At 65.0% G+C, this 15,076-nt stretch carries 14 protein-coding genes and 1 pseudogene; all 15 read right to left on the reverse strand.

Annotated features, from left to right (window positions below; translation table 11 throughout):
• Positions 1-120: 120 nt before the first annotated feature.
• Positions 121-1,323, reverse strand: a complete 1,203-nt coding sequence (locus RKP46_RS17010) for a glycosyltransferase (protein ID WP_311107725.1) — start codon at positions 1,321-1,323, stop codon at positions 121-123.
• The gene (locus tag RKP46_RS17015) at positions 1,323-2,045 is read right to left on the reverse strand and encodes a WbqC family protein (protein ID WP_311107726.1); all 723 of its coding nucleotides are present in this window, start codon (positions 2,043-2,045) and stop codon (positions 1,323-1,325) included. Before RKP46_RS17015 ends, RKP46_RS17010 begins: the two co-directional genes overlap by 1 nt.
• Positions 2,042-2,788, reverse strand: coding sequence for a hypothetical protein (locus tag RKP46_RS17020; protein WP_311107727.1), 747 nt, complete (start codon positions 2,786-2,788; stop codon positions 2,042-2,044). Before RKP46_RS17020 ends, RKP46_RS17015 begins: the two co-directional genes overlap by 4 nt.
• Positions 2,785-4,587, reverse strand: a complete 1,803-nt coding sequence (locus RKP46_RS17025; protein WP_311107728.1) for an ABC transporter ATP-binding protein — start codon at positions 4,585-4,587, stop codon at positions 2,785-2,787. Before RKP46_RS17025 ends, RKP46_RS17020 begins: the two co-directional genes overlap by 4 nt.
• Before the next feature lie 6 nt (positions 4,588-4,593).
• Complete coding sequence (locus tag RKP46_RS17030) at positions 4,594-5,172, reverse strand: acyltransferase (RefSeq protein ID WP_311107729.1); 579 nt, start codon at positions 5,170-5,172, stop codon at positions 4,594-4,596.
• Positions 5,157-7,052: an asparagine synthase (glutamine-hydrolyzing) gene (gene asnB / locus RKP46_RS17035; protein ID WP_311107730.1), complete on the reverse strand. Its 1,896-nt coding sequence runs from the start codon at positions 7,050-7,052 to the stop codon at positions 5,157-5,159. Before asnB ends, RKP46_RS17030 begins: the two co-directional genes overlap by 16 nt.
• A 3-nt stretch (positions 7,053-7,055) precedes the next feature.
• Positions 7,056-8,087, reverse strand: coding sequence for a class I SAM-dependent methyltransferase (locus tag RKP46_RS17040; RefSeq protein ID WP_311107731.1), 1,032 nt, complete (start codon positions 8,085-8,087; stop codon positions 7,056-7,058).
• On the reverse strand, positions 8,071-9,222 hold the full coding sequence (locus RKP46_RS17045) for a DegT/DnrJ/EryC1/StrS family aminotransferase (protein WP_311107732.1): 1,152 nt from the start codon (positions 9,220-9,222) through the stop codon (positions 8,071-8,073). Before RKP46_RS17045 ends, RKP46_RS17040 begins: the two co-directional genes overlap by 17 nt.
• 1 nt (position 9,223) lies before the next feature.
• Positions 9,224-10,201: an NAD-dependent epimerase/dehydratase family protein gene (locus tag RKP46_RS17050; protein WP_311107733.1), complete on the reverse strand. Its 978-nt coding sequence runs from the start codon at positions 10,199-10,201 to the stop codon at positions 9,224-9,226.
• A 36-nt stretch (positions 10,202-10,237) separates the two neighbouring features.
• Entirely contained in the window at positions 10,238-11,341 is a 1,104-nt protein-coding gene (locus RKP46_RS17055) for a DegT/DnrJ/EryC1/StrS family aminotransferase (RefSeq protein ID WP_311107734.1), read from the reverse strand.
• 4 nt (positions 11,342-11,345) lie between these two features.
• Entirely contained in the window at positions 11,346-11,930 is a 585-nt protein-coding gene (locus RKP46_RS17060; protein WP_311107735.1) for a DapH/DapD/GlmU-related protein, read from the reverse strand.
• Positions 11,931-11,932: 2 nt separating this feature from the next.
• Positions 11,933-12,991 carry a Gfo/Idh/MocA family oxidoreductase gene (locus RKP46_RS17065; RefSeq protein WP_311107736.1) on the reverse strand — a complete coding sequence of 353 codons (1,059 nt, stop codon included), beginning with the start codon at positions 12,989-12,991 and terminating at the stop codon, positions 11,933-11,935.
• 14 nt (positions 12,992-13,005) lie between these two features.
• Entirely contained in the window at positions 13,006-14,286 is a 1,281-nt protein-coding gene (gene tviB / locus RKP46_RS17070) for a Vi polysaccharide biosynthesis UDP-N-acetylglucosamine C-6 dehydrogenase TviB (protein ID WP_311107737.1), read from the reverse strand.
• A 30-nt stretch (positions 14,287-14,316) separates the two neighbouring features.
• Complete coding sequence (locus tag RKP46_RS17075; protein ID WP_311107738.1) at positions 14,317-14,649, reverse strand: MarR family EPS-associated transcriptional regulator; 333 nt, start codon at positions 14,647-14,649, stop codon at positions 14,317-14,319.
• 76 nt (positions 14,650-14,725) lie between these two features.
• Positions 14,726-15,076: pseudogene (locus RKP46_RS17080) on the reverse strand (protein CapI); the annotation flags it as partial.

Here is a 15,076-nt window from a genome sequence, read left to right on the forward strand (position 1 = left end):
GATGCAGCCGGTGATCCTCGCGCCAGAGGCTGGCCTGTGCATCCGGACCGCGATGACGGAGGTCGGCCAGCGCCGCGGCCAGCGGCGCATCGGCAAGACCGGCCGGGTCCCAGGCGGCGATCAGCCCGCACATGGCGACACCTCGTCGACGACGAATTCACCCTGATGCCAGCGTGCGCCACGATAACCTCTGGTGACCATCGCGCGCAGGCAGCGTTCGATCTGCTCGCCGCGGGCCACCATCGAATGCCTGGCGATGACCAGTTGCTGGCCGGCGCTTGCGACCTCCTGCGCCCGCGGGTTCGCCAGCCATTCGGACAGGACGTCGAGCAGCGCATCGGGTTCCGCCTGTACGTAGTGTCGCCCGGCTTCGAAGCCGAGGTCGGCGTACCCGTTGCACGGGCTGCAGATCAGCAACCCGCCGGCGGCGGGAATCTCGAAGAACTTGCGGATCGGGATGCCGAAGCCGCCGCGCGCGGTATAGACACAGCGCGTGTCGGCGAGCGTCCGCTGGAAAAACAGGTTGTACAGCCGCAGCGCCAGCGGATGGGAGTAGGCCGGCAAGCCCAGGCGGTTCACCAGTCGGTAGAGGTGAAAATAGGTCTTCGACGCGCTGTGCAGCCGGGTCCCGGCGAGCCGTCTGACCGCATCCTTGCGCAGCAGGTACTCGACGCCGGGAACGGCGACTTCGTAGGGACGCACGGAGAGCGGATCGAAGCAGTACTCCTGCGGACCGACGAAATGGGTCGCGGTGACGACGCGTTCCGGGTGCTGCAGCAGGAAGTTCCGCCAGGCATCGGTAAAACGGTCGGCCTTCTTGACGTAGTGTTTTTCGCGGCTGGCAAAATCAGGGAGGTCGGCCAATGCCAGCACGAACTGGTCGTTGGGTCCGAGCACGGCAAGCGACTGTTCGAGCAGCACGTCGATCTGCTTCTGCGATGTTGCGTAGTAGTCGAAGTTGAGGACGGACACCAGCCGGACGGCAACCGGCAACTTTCCGAACACGGCACGCGCATCGGCAAAGAAGGCCAGCAGGGTACGGTCGGCCAGGCGATGGGAGGCATAGCGGCGCAGGAAGGCGACCGCGCCGTGATCGGCATCGGCGCCTTCGCCGAGGAACGGCGTCGCCGGCCCGAGCAACGCCACGTCAAACGGTCCGTGGCGATCGACAAAAGCCTGCAGGCCACCCGCAATCACTCCGTCGTCGACGAAACCCGGTCCGTAGAAGCGGACGGCGGGAAAACGCTCGCGAACCAGCACCGGCAGCAGGTTGGCCGTGGGATTGATGTGCCAAGCGTTGGCATCGACGTACAGTACCCGCACTATTGCCTCCCAGCGCTGCGCTGGTAGTCGGCGACAGCGTCGCGAATCCGTGCCGGCCCGATCCGGCCCAGGCCGTAGAGGACCGAGTAGCGCAGCGCATCGCCGAACAGGGCGCGGCCGATGCCGTAGTCGATCCGGTGCAGACGGATGCCGGCCGCTTTCAGCATGCCCTCGTCCTGATAATCGTCAGCGCCCTGCCCACAGAGGTAGTCGCGCGAATTCAGTAGGCGGCAGCGCTCAATCAGGCGCTCATTGCGATGGAACGCCTCCAGTCCGAGCGCGGTCCCGCGACGGACCGCCGTGCGGATGCCGAATGCCGCCGCCAGATACTGGTTCATGTGGATGTTGAAGTCGGCCACCGTATCGTGCTGCGCGCAGGCACGCTCGAACTCGTCGATCACCGGCTCGACATCGGAAAAGTACGGCAGCCCGCCGAAATTGATGCGGAGCGTCTTGGCGAGCCGGGACAACGTGGCCGGATCCTTGACGTACCGCTTGTCGGCAATGCGAGCGTCCCCCCCCTTCCTCACCGGCAGCGTGAGGAAGGTCGCCCCCTTGCCGACCGGAATCTCGACGCGGTTGGTGTAGCACTGCTTGGGAAACTGGACGTCGTCGGAGTAGACGAACAGGTCGCACTTGAGCATCTTCTCGAAGTAGCCGAACCAAGGCAGGAAATTGGGCTGATGACCAGCAACGAGCAGGCCACGATCGGATTCGCTCATCGCTGCGCTCCGATGTTGGGCCGGTTATTTTCTTCGAGCAGGCCGTCGTAATAGCGGCTGCAGAATTCCGCCCGACCGTCGATGCAGCGCTGCAATCGCTGCCGCGGCGGCATCGGCTCTACCTGCCACCACTCGGGATGCGTCAGGGCGTACAGCCGGCCGATCGCCGGGTCGGCGATCATCTCCGCCAGTGAACGGTAGCGCCAAAGGCCGTTGCTATCGGAGCAATAGGCATAGGCTGCCCGAAATTCGGAGCAACTCCCGTTCACCAGTCCAGCCCGGAGAGGCTCATCAAGCGACACGCCAACCAGCGTCGTCGGGTTGTGCAGGGTGAACGAGGCGACACGGGCTTCGACAATTTCTTCAAGCGCACTGGCCTCAAAAGCAATGCGCTTATCGAAATCGGGGACAGACTGGTACGCACAGACCTCGGCGTCAAAATGCAGGCCGATGTCGTGGCCGAGCGCGACGATCTGCCGCAGTATGGCGGCGATCTCGGGCTCGAAGATGCTGTAGTAGCGCGACGACACCTGGACGAAATAGGTCGCAGGAACGCCGCTGGCGGCTTCGACCCTGGCCAGCGCCAGCGCACGCTGGGGTGAGAAATCGATGTCATGCCGCCACAGCGCGACCTCGCCTTCGGTCGAGGATTCGGCGAAACGGAGGAAGCGGTAGCGTGCCGCCGCTGCCGAAACCAGTTCGGCATAGGCATCGATGGTGAAATCCATATCCTGTCGGCTCATTCGATGTGCTGGGCCTGCGCCAGCCGGAAAAAGACGCCCTGCTTGGCTATCAGCGCCGACCAAGTTCCGGTTTCGACGACCCGGCCCTGGCTGAGAACGACGATCATGTCGGCGTTACGCACGGTCGCCAGACGGTGCGCAACCATGATCACGCATATGTTGCGGCGAAGGTTCTCGACGGTTTCGAGCACCGCCGCCTCGGAAGTGGAGTCAAGTGCACTGGTCGCTTCGTCCATCACCAAAAGCCGTGGCCGACCGAGCAATGCGCGCGCGATACCCAGGCGCTGCCGCTGCCCGCCAGAAAGGCGCGCCCCCTGATCACCGACCACCGTCGCATAAGCCGCCGCCTGCTGCATGATGAAGCCATGCGCGAGTGCCTGCCGGGCGGCCTCTTCGACGGCACGATCGTCGGCTTCCGGATTGCCCCAAGCGATGTTGTCGCTGATCGACTGATGGAACAGGACGGTTTCCTGCGGGACGTAGCCGATCTGGCGGCGCCATTTGGAAAGCGCGACGGAGTGCATCTCGCAGCATCCGAAGGCGATTTTCCCTTGCTGGATTTCAGCCAGTCCGAGCAGGCAATTCACCAGCGTCGACTTGCCGGCACCGGATTCGCCAACGATGCCGACGACGCCAGCCTCGGGAAAGAGAAGCCTGACATCGCGCAGGGTGGTGACGCCATCATAGCCGCCAGCGGCGATGTCGATGGCGAGCGGACCGTTCATCACAGGAACGCAGGCTGCATGCGGCGGAACTACAGCCTCCTCCGCCGCTGCGGCAGCCGACCTAGCGAGCTGCTGTGCATCGGAAAACGCCGGCACATAGGTGGCCAGAAGCTGCACATTCTGCTGCAGTGCGTTGAAGCGCGGCAGCAGACGGATGAACAGGGCAAGCACCACCAGCATGCTGGCGGCTGGAATGTCCAGGTTGCGGTAGCCGAATACGAGGAGAAGACAAAGCCCGGAGATCGCCGCGAATTCGAAAATCGCGCGCACCAGCGCCGGCAGGAAAGTCGCCCACGTGTGCTGAACGCAGAGTTCGTCCACCACCCGTGCGACGCGTTTTTCGGCAACCCCTTCCGTCGCTGTCGCCTTGATCAGCTTGATCCCGCCGAGAAACTCGGTGAGCAGGACATTGAGCTCTGCGGCAAGTGGCCCGAGCCGCAACCCGATGCGGTAGTTGCGGCGCCCGATTCCGCGGACAGACAGAAAGAGCAGCGCCGCGAAGCCGACCATGAGCAACGTCACCTGCCACGAAATCAGGCACGCGAACAGCACGTAGACGCCTGCGGTAATGGCGACGGCAGCCAACTGCGCGAGGATGAGGAAGGCGCCGGAGAGGCGGATCGTCTCCTGGGCGATCTGATTCGTCATCGCACCGAGCTTCAGGTTGGAAATGAAGCTCCAGCGGGCGTGCAGCAGGAGCCCGAAGAGATTTTTCTGCCACTGGGCGCCGTAGTCGCGCTGCAGCCGGGACACCCACCAGGTCTGAGCGAGAAAGAGCAGCAACTGCACTGCAAAGACGGCAAGCACCAGCAACGCCAGATGGTAGGCCGAATCGCCGGCACCTGACGCCGACAGGACGCTCGTGATTGCCCCCCCCAGCATTCCGCTGCCAGCCTGCCCGGAAATGCCTACGGCGTTGAGCAGGGGTAGCAGCAGAACCATGCCGAGGCCTTCGCTCAAGGCAACGACAGTCATCAGTAATACCAGTACCGGTATCCTCCAGCGATAGCGCTGGCGGATATCGGCAGCCAGTTGCCTGACCAGCCTTGGGAACGACAACGAATTCGTAGACACGCCGCTCTAGCCCCCCGAATCAAAGACCATGCGCACTTGCCCCCCTTCGCCGACGACCGAACCGATTTTCCGCGCCGGCGTACCACCGACGATCGTCCCATCTGGAACATCTGCATTGACGAAGCTGTTGGCCGCCACCACGCAGCGAGAACCGATCGTGACGCCGGCGGCGATCACGCTCTGGCTGCCGATATAGACGCAGTCGCCGATGCGCACGGGTGCCTGTTTGCGCTGGAGCGTGCCGCCGGAAAGCGCCCAGAGGACGGTGTCGTGCGTGTAGATATGGACACCGCTCGAGACGGAGCAGTGTGCGCCGATCTCGATGCCGCCGCCGCTACCGTCGAGCAGCGTGTTCGGGCCGATCCAGGTGGCGGTGCCGACGCTCACCTCGCCGAAGACCGCGGCACTGTTGTAGATGCTCGCGTCCGGCGCGAAGCCGAGCCGCCGGGCGCGCTCCCAACGGTCGAACAGCGCGTCCTGGAACGGCAGGCTGCGCTGGTATTCGGTGCGCAGGCGCTCGTCTGCGGCAAGATAGCTCGCACGCAGCAACTCGGCAAAGCGTTCCGGCGTCAGGGGTTCGTCCACGCACCGGCCTCCAGATGGCGCAGCCACTCCTCGATGCTGAGCAGCGACCAGATCAGCAGGCGGCGGTTTTCCTTGCCGTCGAGATGGTCGCCGATCAGCGACTGGATCGCCGCCCGGTCGAGGTAGTCGAAAAGGCAGGCATCGCGGCCCATCAGGCGGCGGCGCACGTAGTCGATGCTGTCCCCACGAAACCAGCTGGCGTCGGGAGCCGAAAAGCCCTTCTTGACGCCGTCGGCGATGTCTGCTGGAACGTAGCGCTCCATCACCCGGCGCAGCAGGAGCTTGCCGTCGCGCGTCTGCTGGAAGTACTTCGCCGTCTTCGGCCCCGGCTCGTTCTCGTCGAGCCGGACCACCTCACCGAGGTTGCCCAGCTTGAGCCCGACCGGTACCCGGCACGCAAAGTCGACCAGGTCGTTGTCGAGGAATGGCACCCGCGTCTCCAGCCCGTGCGCCATGCTGATCTTGTCCTCGATCGTCAGCAGACCGTGCAGGAAGGTCTTGGCCTCGAAGTAGAGCGAATGGTTGATATAGTCTTCCGGCAGGGTCAGGTGGTGGGCGTGTTCGTGGAAGACGCCGCGGAAGATGTCCCGCGTCGACACGTGCGAGACCTCGGACCAGACCGGCCCGAAGATGTGCGGAATCCGGTCGGCGGGAAGCAGACGCTGCCAGTACTGGAAATACTTGTCGGTGTAGTGCTCGAAATCGTCGTTCACCACCGCCCGGTAGTAGCGCCACGGATAGCCTGCGAAGAGCTCATCGCCGCCGTCTCCCGAGAGTACCACCTTGCAGAATTTGCTCGCCAGCTGCGCAACGTAGAAGTTGGGATAGCTCTGGCCGACGCGCGGCTCTTCGAGGTGCCAGGCCAGCTTCGGCAACACGCGTTCCATGTCACCTGCCTTGAGCACCATCTGGTAGTGCTCGGTCCGGTACAGGTAGGACATGTGCTCGGCCTTCTCCCGCTCGTCCATGCCCAGCTCGATGCCGGAGGCGGAACGCAGGTCGAAGCCGCAGGTGAAGGTGCGCATGTAAGGAAGCTCGCGCGCGGCGAGCGCGGTCACCGTGCCCGAGTCCATGCCGCCGCTGAGATAGGTGCCGAGCTCGACGTCGGCGACCAGCTGGCGCTTGACCGCCTGGCGTAGCAGACGGTCAAGCTCCTCGCGATATTCGGCTTCGCTGGCAGCCGATGCCGAATCGGGTTCGGAAAAGCGGAAATCCCAGTAGCAGCCGGTTTGCGTTTCGCCGTTCTCCGCCACCGACATCCACGAGCCGGCCTGCAGGATGCTGACGCACTTGAACAGGGTGCGCTCCGTGAAGAAGTTCTGGAACGACAGGTACTCGAAGAGGCCTTCCTTGTCGATTTCCGCGCGGCACTCCGGATGGCGGAGGATGGCCTTGATCTCGGAGCCGAAGATCAGCGCATTGCCGGTGCGGCGCACATAGACCGGCTTGATCCCGTAGCGATCGCGGCCAAGCAGAAGGCGGCGGGCGACGCGGTCCCAGACGGCGAAGGCGAACTGCCCGTTGAAGCGTGACAGCGCATCGGTTCCCCACTGGACGACGGCCTTGAGTACGACCTCGCTGTCGGTACGCGAACGGAAGTGCCAGCCCAGCGCTTCCAGCTCGATGCGCAGCTCCTGGAAGTTGAACACTTCGCCATTGTAGGAGATGACGTAACGCCCGTCCTCGGTCGCCATCGGCTGATGGCCGGCGGGCGAAAGGTCGATGATGGCCAGACGACGATGGACCAGCCCGCAGGGGCCGTCGGAGAAGACTCCCTCGCCGTCCGGGCCGCGATGCGCGATGGCCTCGCCCATGCGGCGCAGCACGACCGGCGATACCGCGTCGCCATTGAACTGCAGATAGCCGGCGATGCCGCACATGATTCAGTCCTTGCGGGCAATGATGGTGATGCCGGCGTCCTCGACGACCTCGCGCTCCACCGTCAGGCCGGACTCGGCACACCAGGCGCGCACTTCCTCGGGCGACTGGCGGGCCGCATTCGCCGGCGCGTACCAGTCGAAGTTGATGTGGTTCATTTCGTCGAAGCTGAGTTCCGGCCGGTAGAACATCTTGGCCACGTGCCAGTAGAACAGGCGCTGCACGTTGATCCGGCCGGTGGGAATGCCGAGTACGTCGATCGGCTGCGGGATGTCGATTTCGGCATTCAGTTCGCCGAGCGAAATTCCGAGCTGGGTCAACGGCTCCATCGCCTTCCAGGCTTCATCGGGCGACATCGTCTGCAGCTTGTCGCGGATGTAGTCATCCGTGAATTCACGGATCGGTCCCTTCTTCTTGTAGACGTAGAACAGGAAGCGGCCGCCCGGCTTGAGCAGGCGCGCCAGCGACTTGAGGGCGCCCTCGGTCGAGTTGGTGTGGTGCAGGACGCCTTCGGAGAAGATCAGATCGACCGATTCGGGCGGCAGCGGCAGGTCACTGATATCGGCCTGCAGGAAGCCGCAGGAGTGGCCCTGCTGCGCAAAGCGCTGGCGGGCGACGTCCACAGCCTCGGAAACATCGACGCCGAGATAGCGGATGCGCGGCAGCAGCGGGCCGAGGAGCTCCAGTCCGGACATGCCGGCGCCGCAGCCGGCGTCGATCAGCAACGGCTGCTCGCCATGCTCGGCCAGCCACGGCACCGTGGCGAGATCGCCGTAGCGCTCGATCAGCCATTCGCGCATGCGCGCCAGCGATGCGGGGGAATCGAAGGTGTCGACCTTCTTCCACTTGAAGCCGAAGGTCTCGCGAGTCTGCGCCTGCGCGGCCGAAACCAGCTTGCTGCTGCGCGGCAGGCCATCGCGCACGACGAACGGCTGGCCGCCCAGGGAAAATTCCCGGCCTTCGTCGAGCTGCTGGACGCCGAGCACCCCGGCAACCCAGGACGCCAGCGGCGCTACGGGCTCAGTCTGCGATTTCACGGAGGCATCGAACGACATATTCGTAATCTTCCTTGCTCATACGGTTGTGCAGCGGAATGGCCATCGTGTTCGCGTCGCAGTCGCGCGCGCCCGGATAGTCGTCGGGCCGGATCCCGTAGCGTTCGCGGTAGTAGCCGAGCAGGTGCACGGCATGCGTTCCCGGGCGCGTCGAGATACCCCGCTCCTGCAGGCGGGCCATGATCTCGTTGCGCGGCAGCGGCGCCGTCTCGGGATCGACGTAGGTGACGAAGGCCTGCCAGGCGTGGCGTCCGCCCTCCGCCGGCAGCTGCGGCATGCACAGCCAGCCGAGGCCGGCCAGCGCGTCGCGGTAGAAGGCCGCCCACTGCTCGCGCTCGGCGATGAAGCGATCAAGCTTCTGCAGCTGGACGAGGCCGACCGCGCCCTGCAGGTCGGTCATGCGGTAGTTGTAGCCGAGCAGGTTGAACTCGGGCAGCAGGTAGGGGCGCGGCCCCTTGTGGCGCTGCTCTTCGGAAATCGACGCGCCGTGGTTGCGCAGCATGTTGGCGACGTCGGCAAGCGCATCGTCGTTGGTGGTGACCATCCCGCCCTCGCCGGTGGTGATCGACTTACGCGGGTGGAACGAGAAGGCGGCGGCCAGGCCGAGGGCGCCGGCGGGAACTCCTTTGTAGGCGGCGCCGGCAGCGCAGGCGGCATCCTCGATGATCGGCACCTCCGGCGGCAAGACCGCGCGCAGCGCGTCCATGTCGGCGCAGAGGCCGAACAGGTGGACGGCGATGACTGCCTTCGTGCGCGGCGTGATGCGGCGGGCGACGTCGGCGGGGTCGATGTTGCAGGTGGCGCGGTCGACGTCGGCGAACACCGGCGTCGCGCCGCAATAGACGACGACGTTGGCGGTGGCCACCCAGGTGAAGGCCGGGACGATGACCTCGTCGCCGGGACCGATACCCATCGCCACCAGGATCAGGTGCAGGCCGGTGGTGCAGCTGGTGGTGGCCAGTGCGTGGGAGACGCCGTGGCGCTCGGCGAAGGCCTTCTCGAAGGCGGCAACCTTGGGTCCCTGGGTCAGCCAGCCGGTAGTCAGCGGTTCGCGGGTGGCCTGCCACTCGTCGTCGCCGGTGCACGGCAGGGAGATGGCGATCGATCGCTTCTCCATGTCAGTACTGGCCCTTATTGGCTTCACGCCAGGCGATCAGCTTCTGCAGGCCTTCGCGCAGCTCGTAGCGGTACCTGAAGCCGAGGTCTGCCTCGGCCTTCTTCGGGCAGCCGATGCGGTTCTGCACCATGCGCCGCGCGTCATCGGCGCTGTAGGGCTTGTAGGTGACCTTGAGGTCGGATTGCTTCAGTTCGAGGATCAGGTCGCACAGCTGCTTGATGCTGGTCTGCACGCCGGAACCGACGTTGTAGAACTGGTCGGTGGCCTCGGATTGCAGCGCCAATACGTTGCAGCGTGCGACGTCCTCGACGTCGATAAAATCGTAGGCTTGGGTGCCGTCGCCGTTGATAACCGGCGGCTCGTTGGCGTCGATCTTGTTCAGCATGATCGGGATGACGCCGGTGTAGGCGGCGGTCTGGTCCTGGTGCGGCCCGTAGACGTTCATGTAGCGCAGGCCGACGTAGTCGAGGCCGTAGCGGTCGTGGAAGGCCCGGCACATCGCCTCGCAGGCAATCTTGCTGGCGCCGTAGAAGTTGCGGTTGTTGAACGGGTGCTGCTCGGTCATCGGCACTTCGACCGCGTCGCCATAGACCGAGGCCGAAGAGGAATAGACGAGGCGCTTCACCTTATGCTTGACACAGGCTTCGAGCACGTTGAAGGTGCCTTCGATGTTCACGTGGAAGGCGGTGCGCGGGAAATCCTTGCAATGCAGCAGCCACATCGCCGCCAGATGGATGACGCCGTCGACGCCGCGCATCGCGTCGTCGAGGATGTCGGTCTCGCGTATGTCGCCGCCGTTTGCGTACAGACGGCAGCGCGGGTCGGACAGGTAGGGCTCGATGTGCGTGCGCTTGCCCCGGGCGAAGTTGTCGTAAATGACGACTTCGCCTACGTCGGTCTTCAACAGTTCGGCGACCACGTGGCTGCCGATGAAGCCGGCTCCGCCGATAACCAAGATTTTCGCTCCGCTCAGATTCATTTATTGCTCCAGAAAAACGGTTTCATCAATCGATCTTCACGCCGCAACAGGGGCGAGCACCCGCAGGACTTCGGCGATCACGCAATCCTGGTCCTCTACCCGAAGATCCGGCCCCATCGGCAAGCTGATCACCCGTTCGGCCAGATGCTCGGCGACGTCTAGGCTGCCCTGGATGCGGCACCGGCCGGCATACGCCGGTTGCCGGTGCAGCGGGACGGGATAGTGCACGGCGGTGGGGATGCCCGCCGTCTTCAGCGCCTCCTGCAGCCGGGCGCGGTCATCGGCGAAAACGGTGTATTGCGCAAAGACGCTTGTCCGGTCCGGACGCTGCGCGACCGATCCGAGCCGCCCCGCGAAATGACGGTCGTAACGCGCGCCGATCTCACGACGCCGGACGATTTCCCGTTCGAAACGATCGAGCTTGGCGAGGACGACCGCGCACTGCAGGGTGTCCATGCGGCCGCCGACGCCGATGCGCGTGTGGTAGTAGCGGTGCTCCTGGCCGTGTACGCGTATTTCGCGCATCGCCCTGGCGAGCGCGTCGTCGCTTGTGAAGATTGCCCCGCCGTCGCCGTAGCAGCCGAGGGGCTTGCTCGGAAAGAAGCTGGTGCAACCGATGGTCGACAGGTTGCAGCTGCGCCGTCCCCGATAGGTGGCGCCGAAGCTCTGCGCGGCATCCTCGACGACGGCGATCCCATGACGCTCCGCGATGTCGTTGACAGCATCCATGTCGGCCGGCTGGCCGTAGAGCGACACCGGCATGATCGCCCGGGTGCGGTCGGTGATCGCCGGTTCGATCAGGCCGGCATCGATGTTGCCCGTGTCTTCCTCGACGTCGACGAAGACCGGCGTCGCGCCAAGCAGCGCGATCGCCTCGGCCGTGGCGACGAAGGTGAACGGCGTGGTTATCACCTCGTCGCCGGCGCGCACGCCGAGCGCCATCAATGCGATGAGCAGGGCTTCGGTGCCGCTGGCGACGGTGACGCAGTGACGGACCTCCGTGAAACCGGCCAGGCGGGATTCCAGCTCGGCGACTTCCGGGCCCATGATGTACTGGCCGTGTTCGAGAACCTGCCGCATCCGCGCGTCGATCGCCGGCTGCAGTGCGCGGTACTGGGTCTTCAGGTCGATGAAGTCCATACGCTCAGACCTCGTCGTGCAATTCGAGCCGGCCGCCGCGCAGGCGGTAGCGCTCGCCGGTCGCCGGACATGCGGCATCTCCATCGCCGTCGACGGGGAGTTCGAGACGCTCGCCATGCCGGCTCATCCAGCCGACCTGCACGCCGGGAACGCCGACGACCAGCGCGTGGTCGGGCACGTCGCGGGTGACGACGGCGCCGGCGCCGACGAAGGCGTAACGGCCCACCGTCGTGCCGCAGACGATCGTCGAGTTCGCTCCCAGCGTCGCGCCGCGACGGACCAGCGTCGGCCGGTATTCGCTCTTGCGCACGACCGCCGCACGCGGGTTGAAGACGTTGGTGAACACCATGCTCGGCCCGCAGAAGACATCGTCCTCCAGCGTCACCGCGTCGTAGACGGAGACGTTGTTCTGGATCTTGACGTTGTCGCCGATGGCCACGTCGTTGCCGACGAAGACGTTCTGGCCGAGCGAACAGTTGGCGCCGATGTGGGCACCGCCGCAGATATGGACCCAGTGCCAGATCCGCGTGCCCTCGCCGAGCGTCGCTCCGTCGTCGACGATGGCGGTCGGATGGATGGTCGCCGGCATGCTCAGTAATCGAGCGGCAAGGCGACGCGACGCCCGTCGCGCGCGGAAAGGTAGGCGGCGATCAGCACTTCCAGCGATTTCAGGCCTTCGCGGCCGTCGGTCTCCGGCTCCGCCTCGCCGCGCAGGACCTTGATCACGTTGTCGTAGTAGAGCGGGTGGCCGAAGCCATAGACCGAGGTCGTGTCGTAGCTGGCGGAGCGGACCAGGTCGTCGTCGGCATGCGGCTCGGCGAACTCCCAGTGCTGGATGTCGTTGACCGCGACGCCGCCGACGCGGACGGTACCCTTCTCGCCGATGAGGGTGATGCTGCCTTCCAGGTTCTTCGGATAGGTGAGCATCGTCACGTTCATCGACCCCAGCGCGCCGGAGCGCCAGCGGATGTTCATGACGCCGCTGTCCTCGACCTCGATGTCGCGGGCGAGCGTCGCGGTATAGGCCTGCACGCTTTCGATCGGCCCGATCAGCCAGTCGAGCAGGTCGACGTAGTGGCTGGCCTGGTTCATGAAGGCGCCGCCGTCGAACTCCCAGGTGCCGCGCCAGGACGAGCTGTCGTAGTAGCCCTGCGGCCGCGTCCAGAACACGTTGATGTTGACCATGTAGATGCGGCCGAAACGCTTCTGCTCGACCGCCCGCTTGAGCAGCTGCAGCGTGGCGTTGCGCCGGTTCTGCTTGACCACGAACAGGCGGACGTTGACGTCGTCGCAGGCCTTGACCATGCGCAGCCCGTCGTGCCAGCGGGTGGCCATCGGCTTCTCGGTCATCACGTGGCGGCCGGATTCGGCGATCTGAACCGTCTGCTCCGGGTGCAGGCCGCTCGGCGTGGTCAGCACGACCAGATCGGCGCTGGTCGTCGCCAGCAACGAATCGAGCGAGGCGTGGCCCGTCGCACCGCTGGCCTCGACCGCCTGCGCCAGCGCTTCGGGGTTGATGTCGCAGACGTCGACCAGCTCGACGCGGTCGTCATGCTGCTCGATGGCGGCAAAGTGGTTCCTGGCGATGCGGCCGCAGCCGACCAGTGCCAGACGGATTTTCCGTCCGTCGATGATGGGATAGGAGCGCATGGCAGACTCCGTTATCAAAGACGGATATCCGACGCGTCGGCCGGCAGGATGTACTTCAGATCGTAGAGCACATGCGCGGGACGCCCGAAAGCGCGGATACGCTTCTCGCCCAGCTCGCGGAACTGGGCATGGGCGACGGCGACGACGATGGCGTCGTAGGCGCCGGCCTCCGGTGCGGCGATCGGCGTCACGCCGTATTCGTGCTGCGCTTCCGCCGCGTCGACCCACGGATCGTGGATGTCGACCGAGACGTTGTACTCGCCCAGCTCGCGGACGATGTCGATGACGCGGGTGTTGCGCAGGTCCGGGCAGTTCTCCTTGAAGGTGAGACCCATGACGAGGACGCGCGCGCCGTCGACGTGGATGCGCTTCTTCGTCATCGCCTTGACCAGCTGGCCGACCACATAGGAGCCCATGCCGTCGTTCAGCCGGCGGCCGGCGAGGATGATCTCCGGGTGGTAGCCGATGGCCTGCGCCTTGTGGGTCAGGTAGTAGGGATCAACGCCGATGCAGTGGCCGCCGACCAGGCCGGGACGGAACGGCAGGAAATTCCACTTGGTGCCGGCGGCCTGCAGCACCGCCTCGGTATCGATCCCCATCTTGTTGAAGATGATCGCCAATTCGTTGATCAGTGCGATGTTCAGGTCGCGCTGGGTGTTCTCGATCACCTTCGCCGCCTCGGCGACGCGGATGCTCGGCGCCTGGTGCGTGCCGGCGACGATGATCTCGTTGTAGAGCGCATCGACGCGCTCGGCGACTTCCGGCGTCGAGCCCGAGGTCACCTTCCTGATCGTCGTCACCCGGTGCTCCTTGTCGCCCGGGTTGATCCGCTCCGGGCTGTAGCCGGCGAAGAAGTCCTCGTTGAAGCGCAGACCGGAGACCTTTTCCAGCACCGGCACGCAGTCCTCCTCGGTGGCGCCGGGATAGACGGTCGATTCATAGATGACGATGTCGCCCTTCTTCAGCACCTGGCCGATCGTCTCGCTGGCCTTGACCAGCGGTGTCAGGTCCGGGCGCTTGTGCTCGTCGATCGGCGTCGGCACGGTGACGATGAAGACGTTGCATTCGCGCAGGTCGCCCAGCGTCGCGGTGTAACGCAGATGCGTCGCCTGCGCCAGTTCTTCCGGGCTGACCTCGAGCGTGTGGTCCTGCCCGGAGCGCAGTTCGTCGACGCGGCGTTCGTTGATGTCGAAGCCGACAACGCTGCGCTTCTTGCCGAATTCGACGGCCAATGGCAGACCGACATAGCCGAGTCCGATGATGGCGAGTCTGGTGTCCTGGTTGCTGGTTGTCATGATCGACTTTCAAAAGGCGGCGCGCTGGCGCTAGCGGCTGGCGTGCCGGGGCTCCACTTCTTCGCGCAGGCGGGCGATCTCCTGCTTGATGGTTTCGAATTCCTGTTCCTTGCGGCGCAGGAACGATACGGTGACACGCGCTTTTTCCTCGATGCCGGCGGGTGTCAGCAGATAGGCATAGGCCAGTTTGTTGCGGTGACGACCGAAATTTTCCAGCTTGACGAACCCCTTGGCAACCAGCGCCTTCAGGCAGTAATTCGCCTTGCCGAGGCTGACCCCCATTTCGCGGGCGAGCTCACGCTGGCTGATGTCCGGATTAGTCTCGATCAGCTTGAGAAGGCGGTAGTGAGCGGCGTCGTTCACGGGCAGTCTGTTCAACGGTTGAACGCGCATTCTAGAGCAGGCCGCCCGCAGCAGCAAGCGGGCGTCATAGCCTCCATCAGCCGTAGTAGGCCCGGTACCACTCGACGAAACGGGCCACCCCCTCCGTCACCGGCGTCGCCGGCTTGAAGGCAACCCACTCGTCGAGCAGCGTCGTGTCGGCATAAGTAGCCGGAACATCGCCCGGCTGCAGCGGCAGCAGGCGCTTCTCGGAGCTTCGCCCGAGCGCCGACTCGAGCGCGGCGATGTACTCCATCAGCCGCACCGGCTGGTTGTTACCGATATTGAAGACCCGGTACGGGACGTTGCTGGTGGCCGGATCCGGCCGTGCCGCGTCGTAGCCAGGATTGGCCGCCGCCGGCCGGTCGAGTACGCGCAGGACGCCCTCGACGATGTCATCGACGTAGGT

This window comes from Accumulibacter sp., assembly GCF_031732815.1.
Classification (GTDB): Bacteria; Pseudomonadota; Gammaproteobacteria; order Burkholderiales; family Rhodocyclaceae; genus Accumulibacter.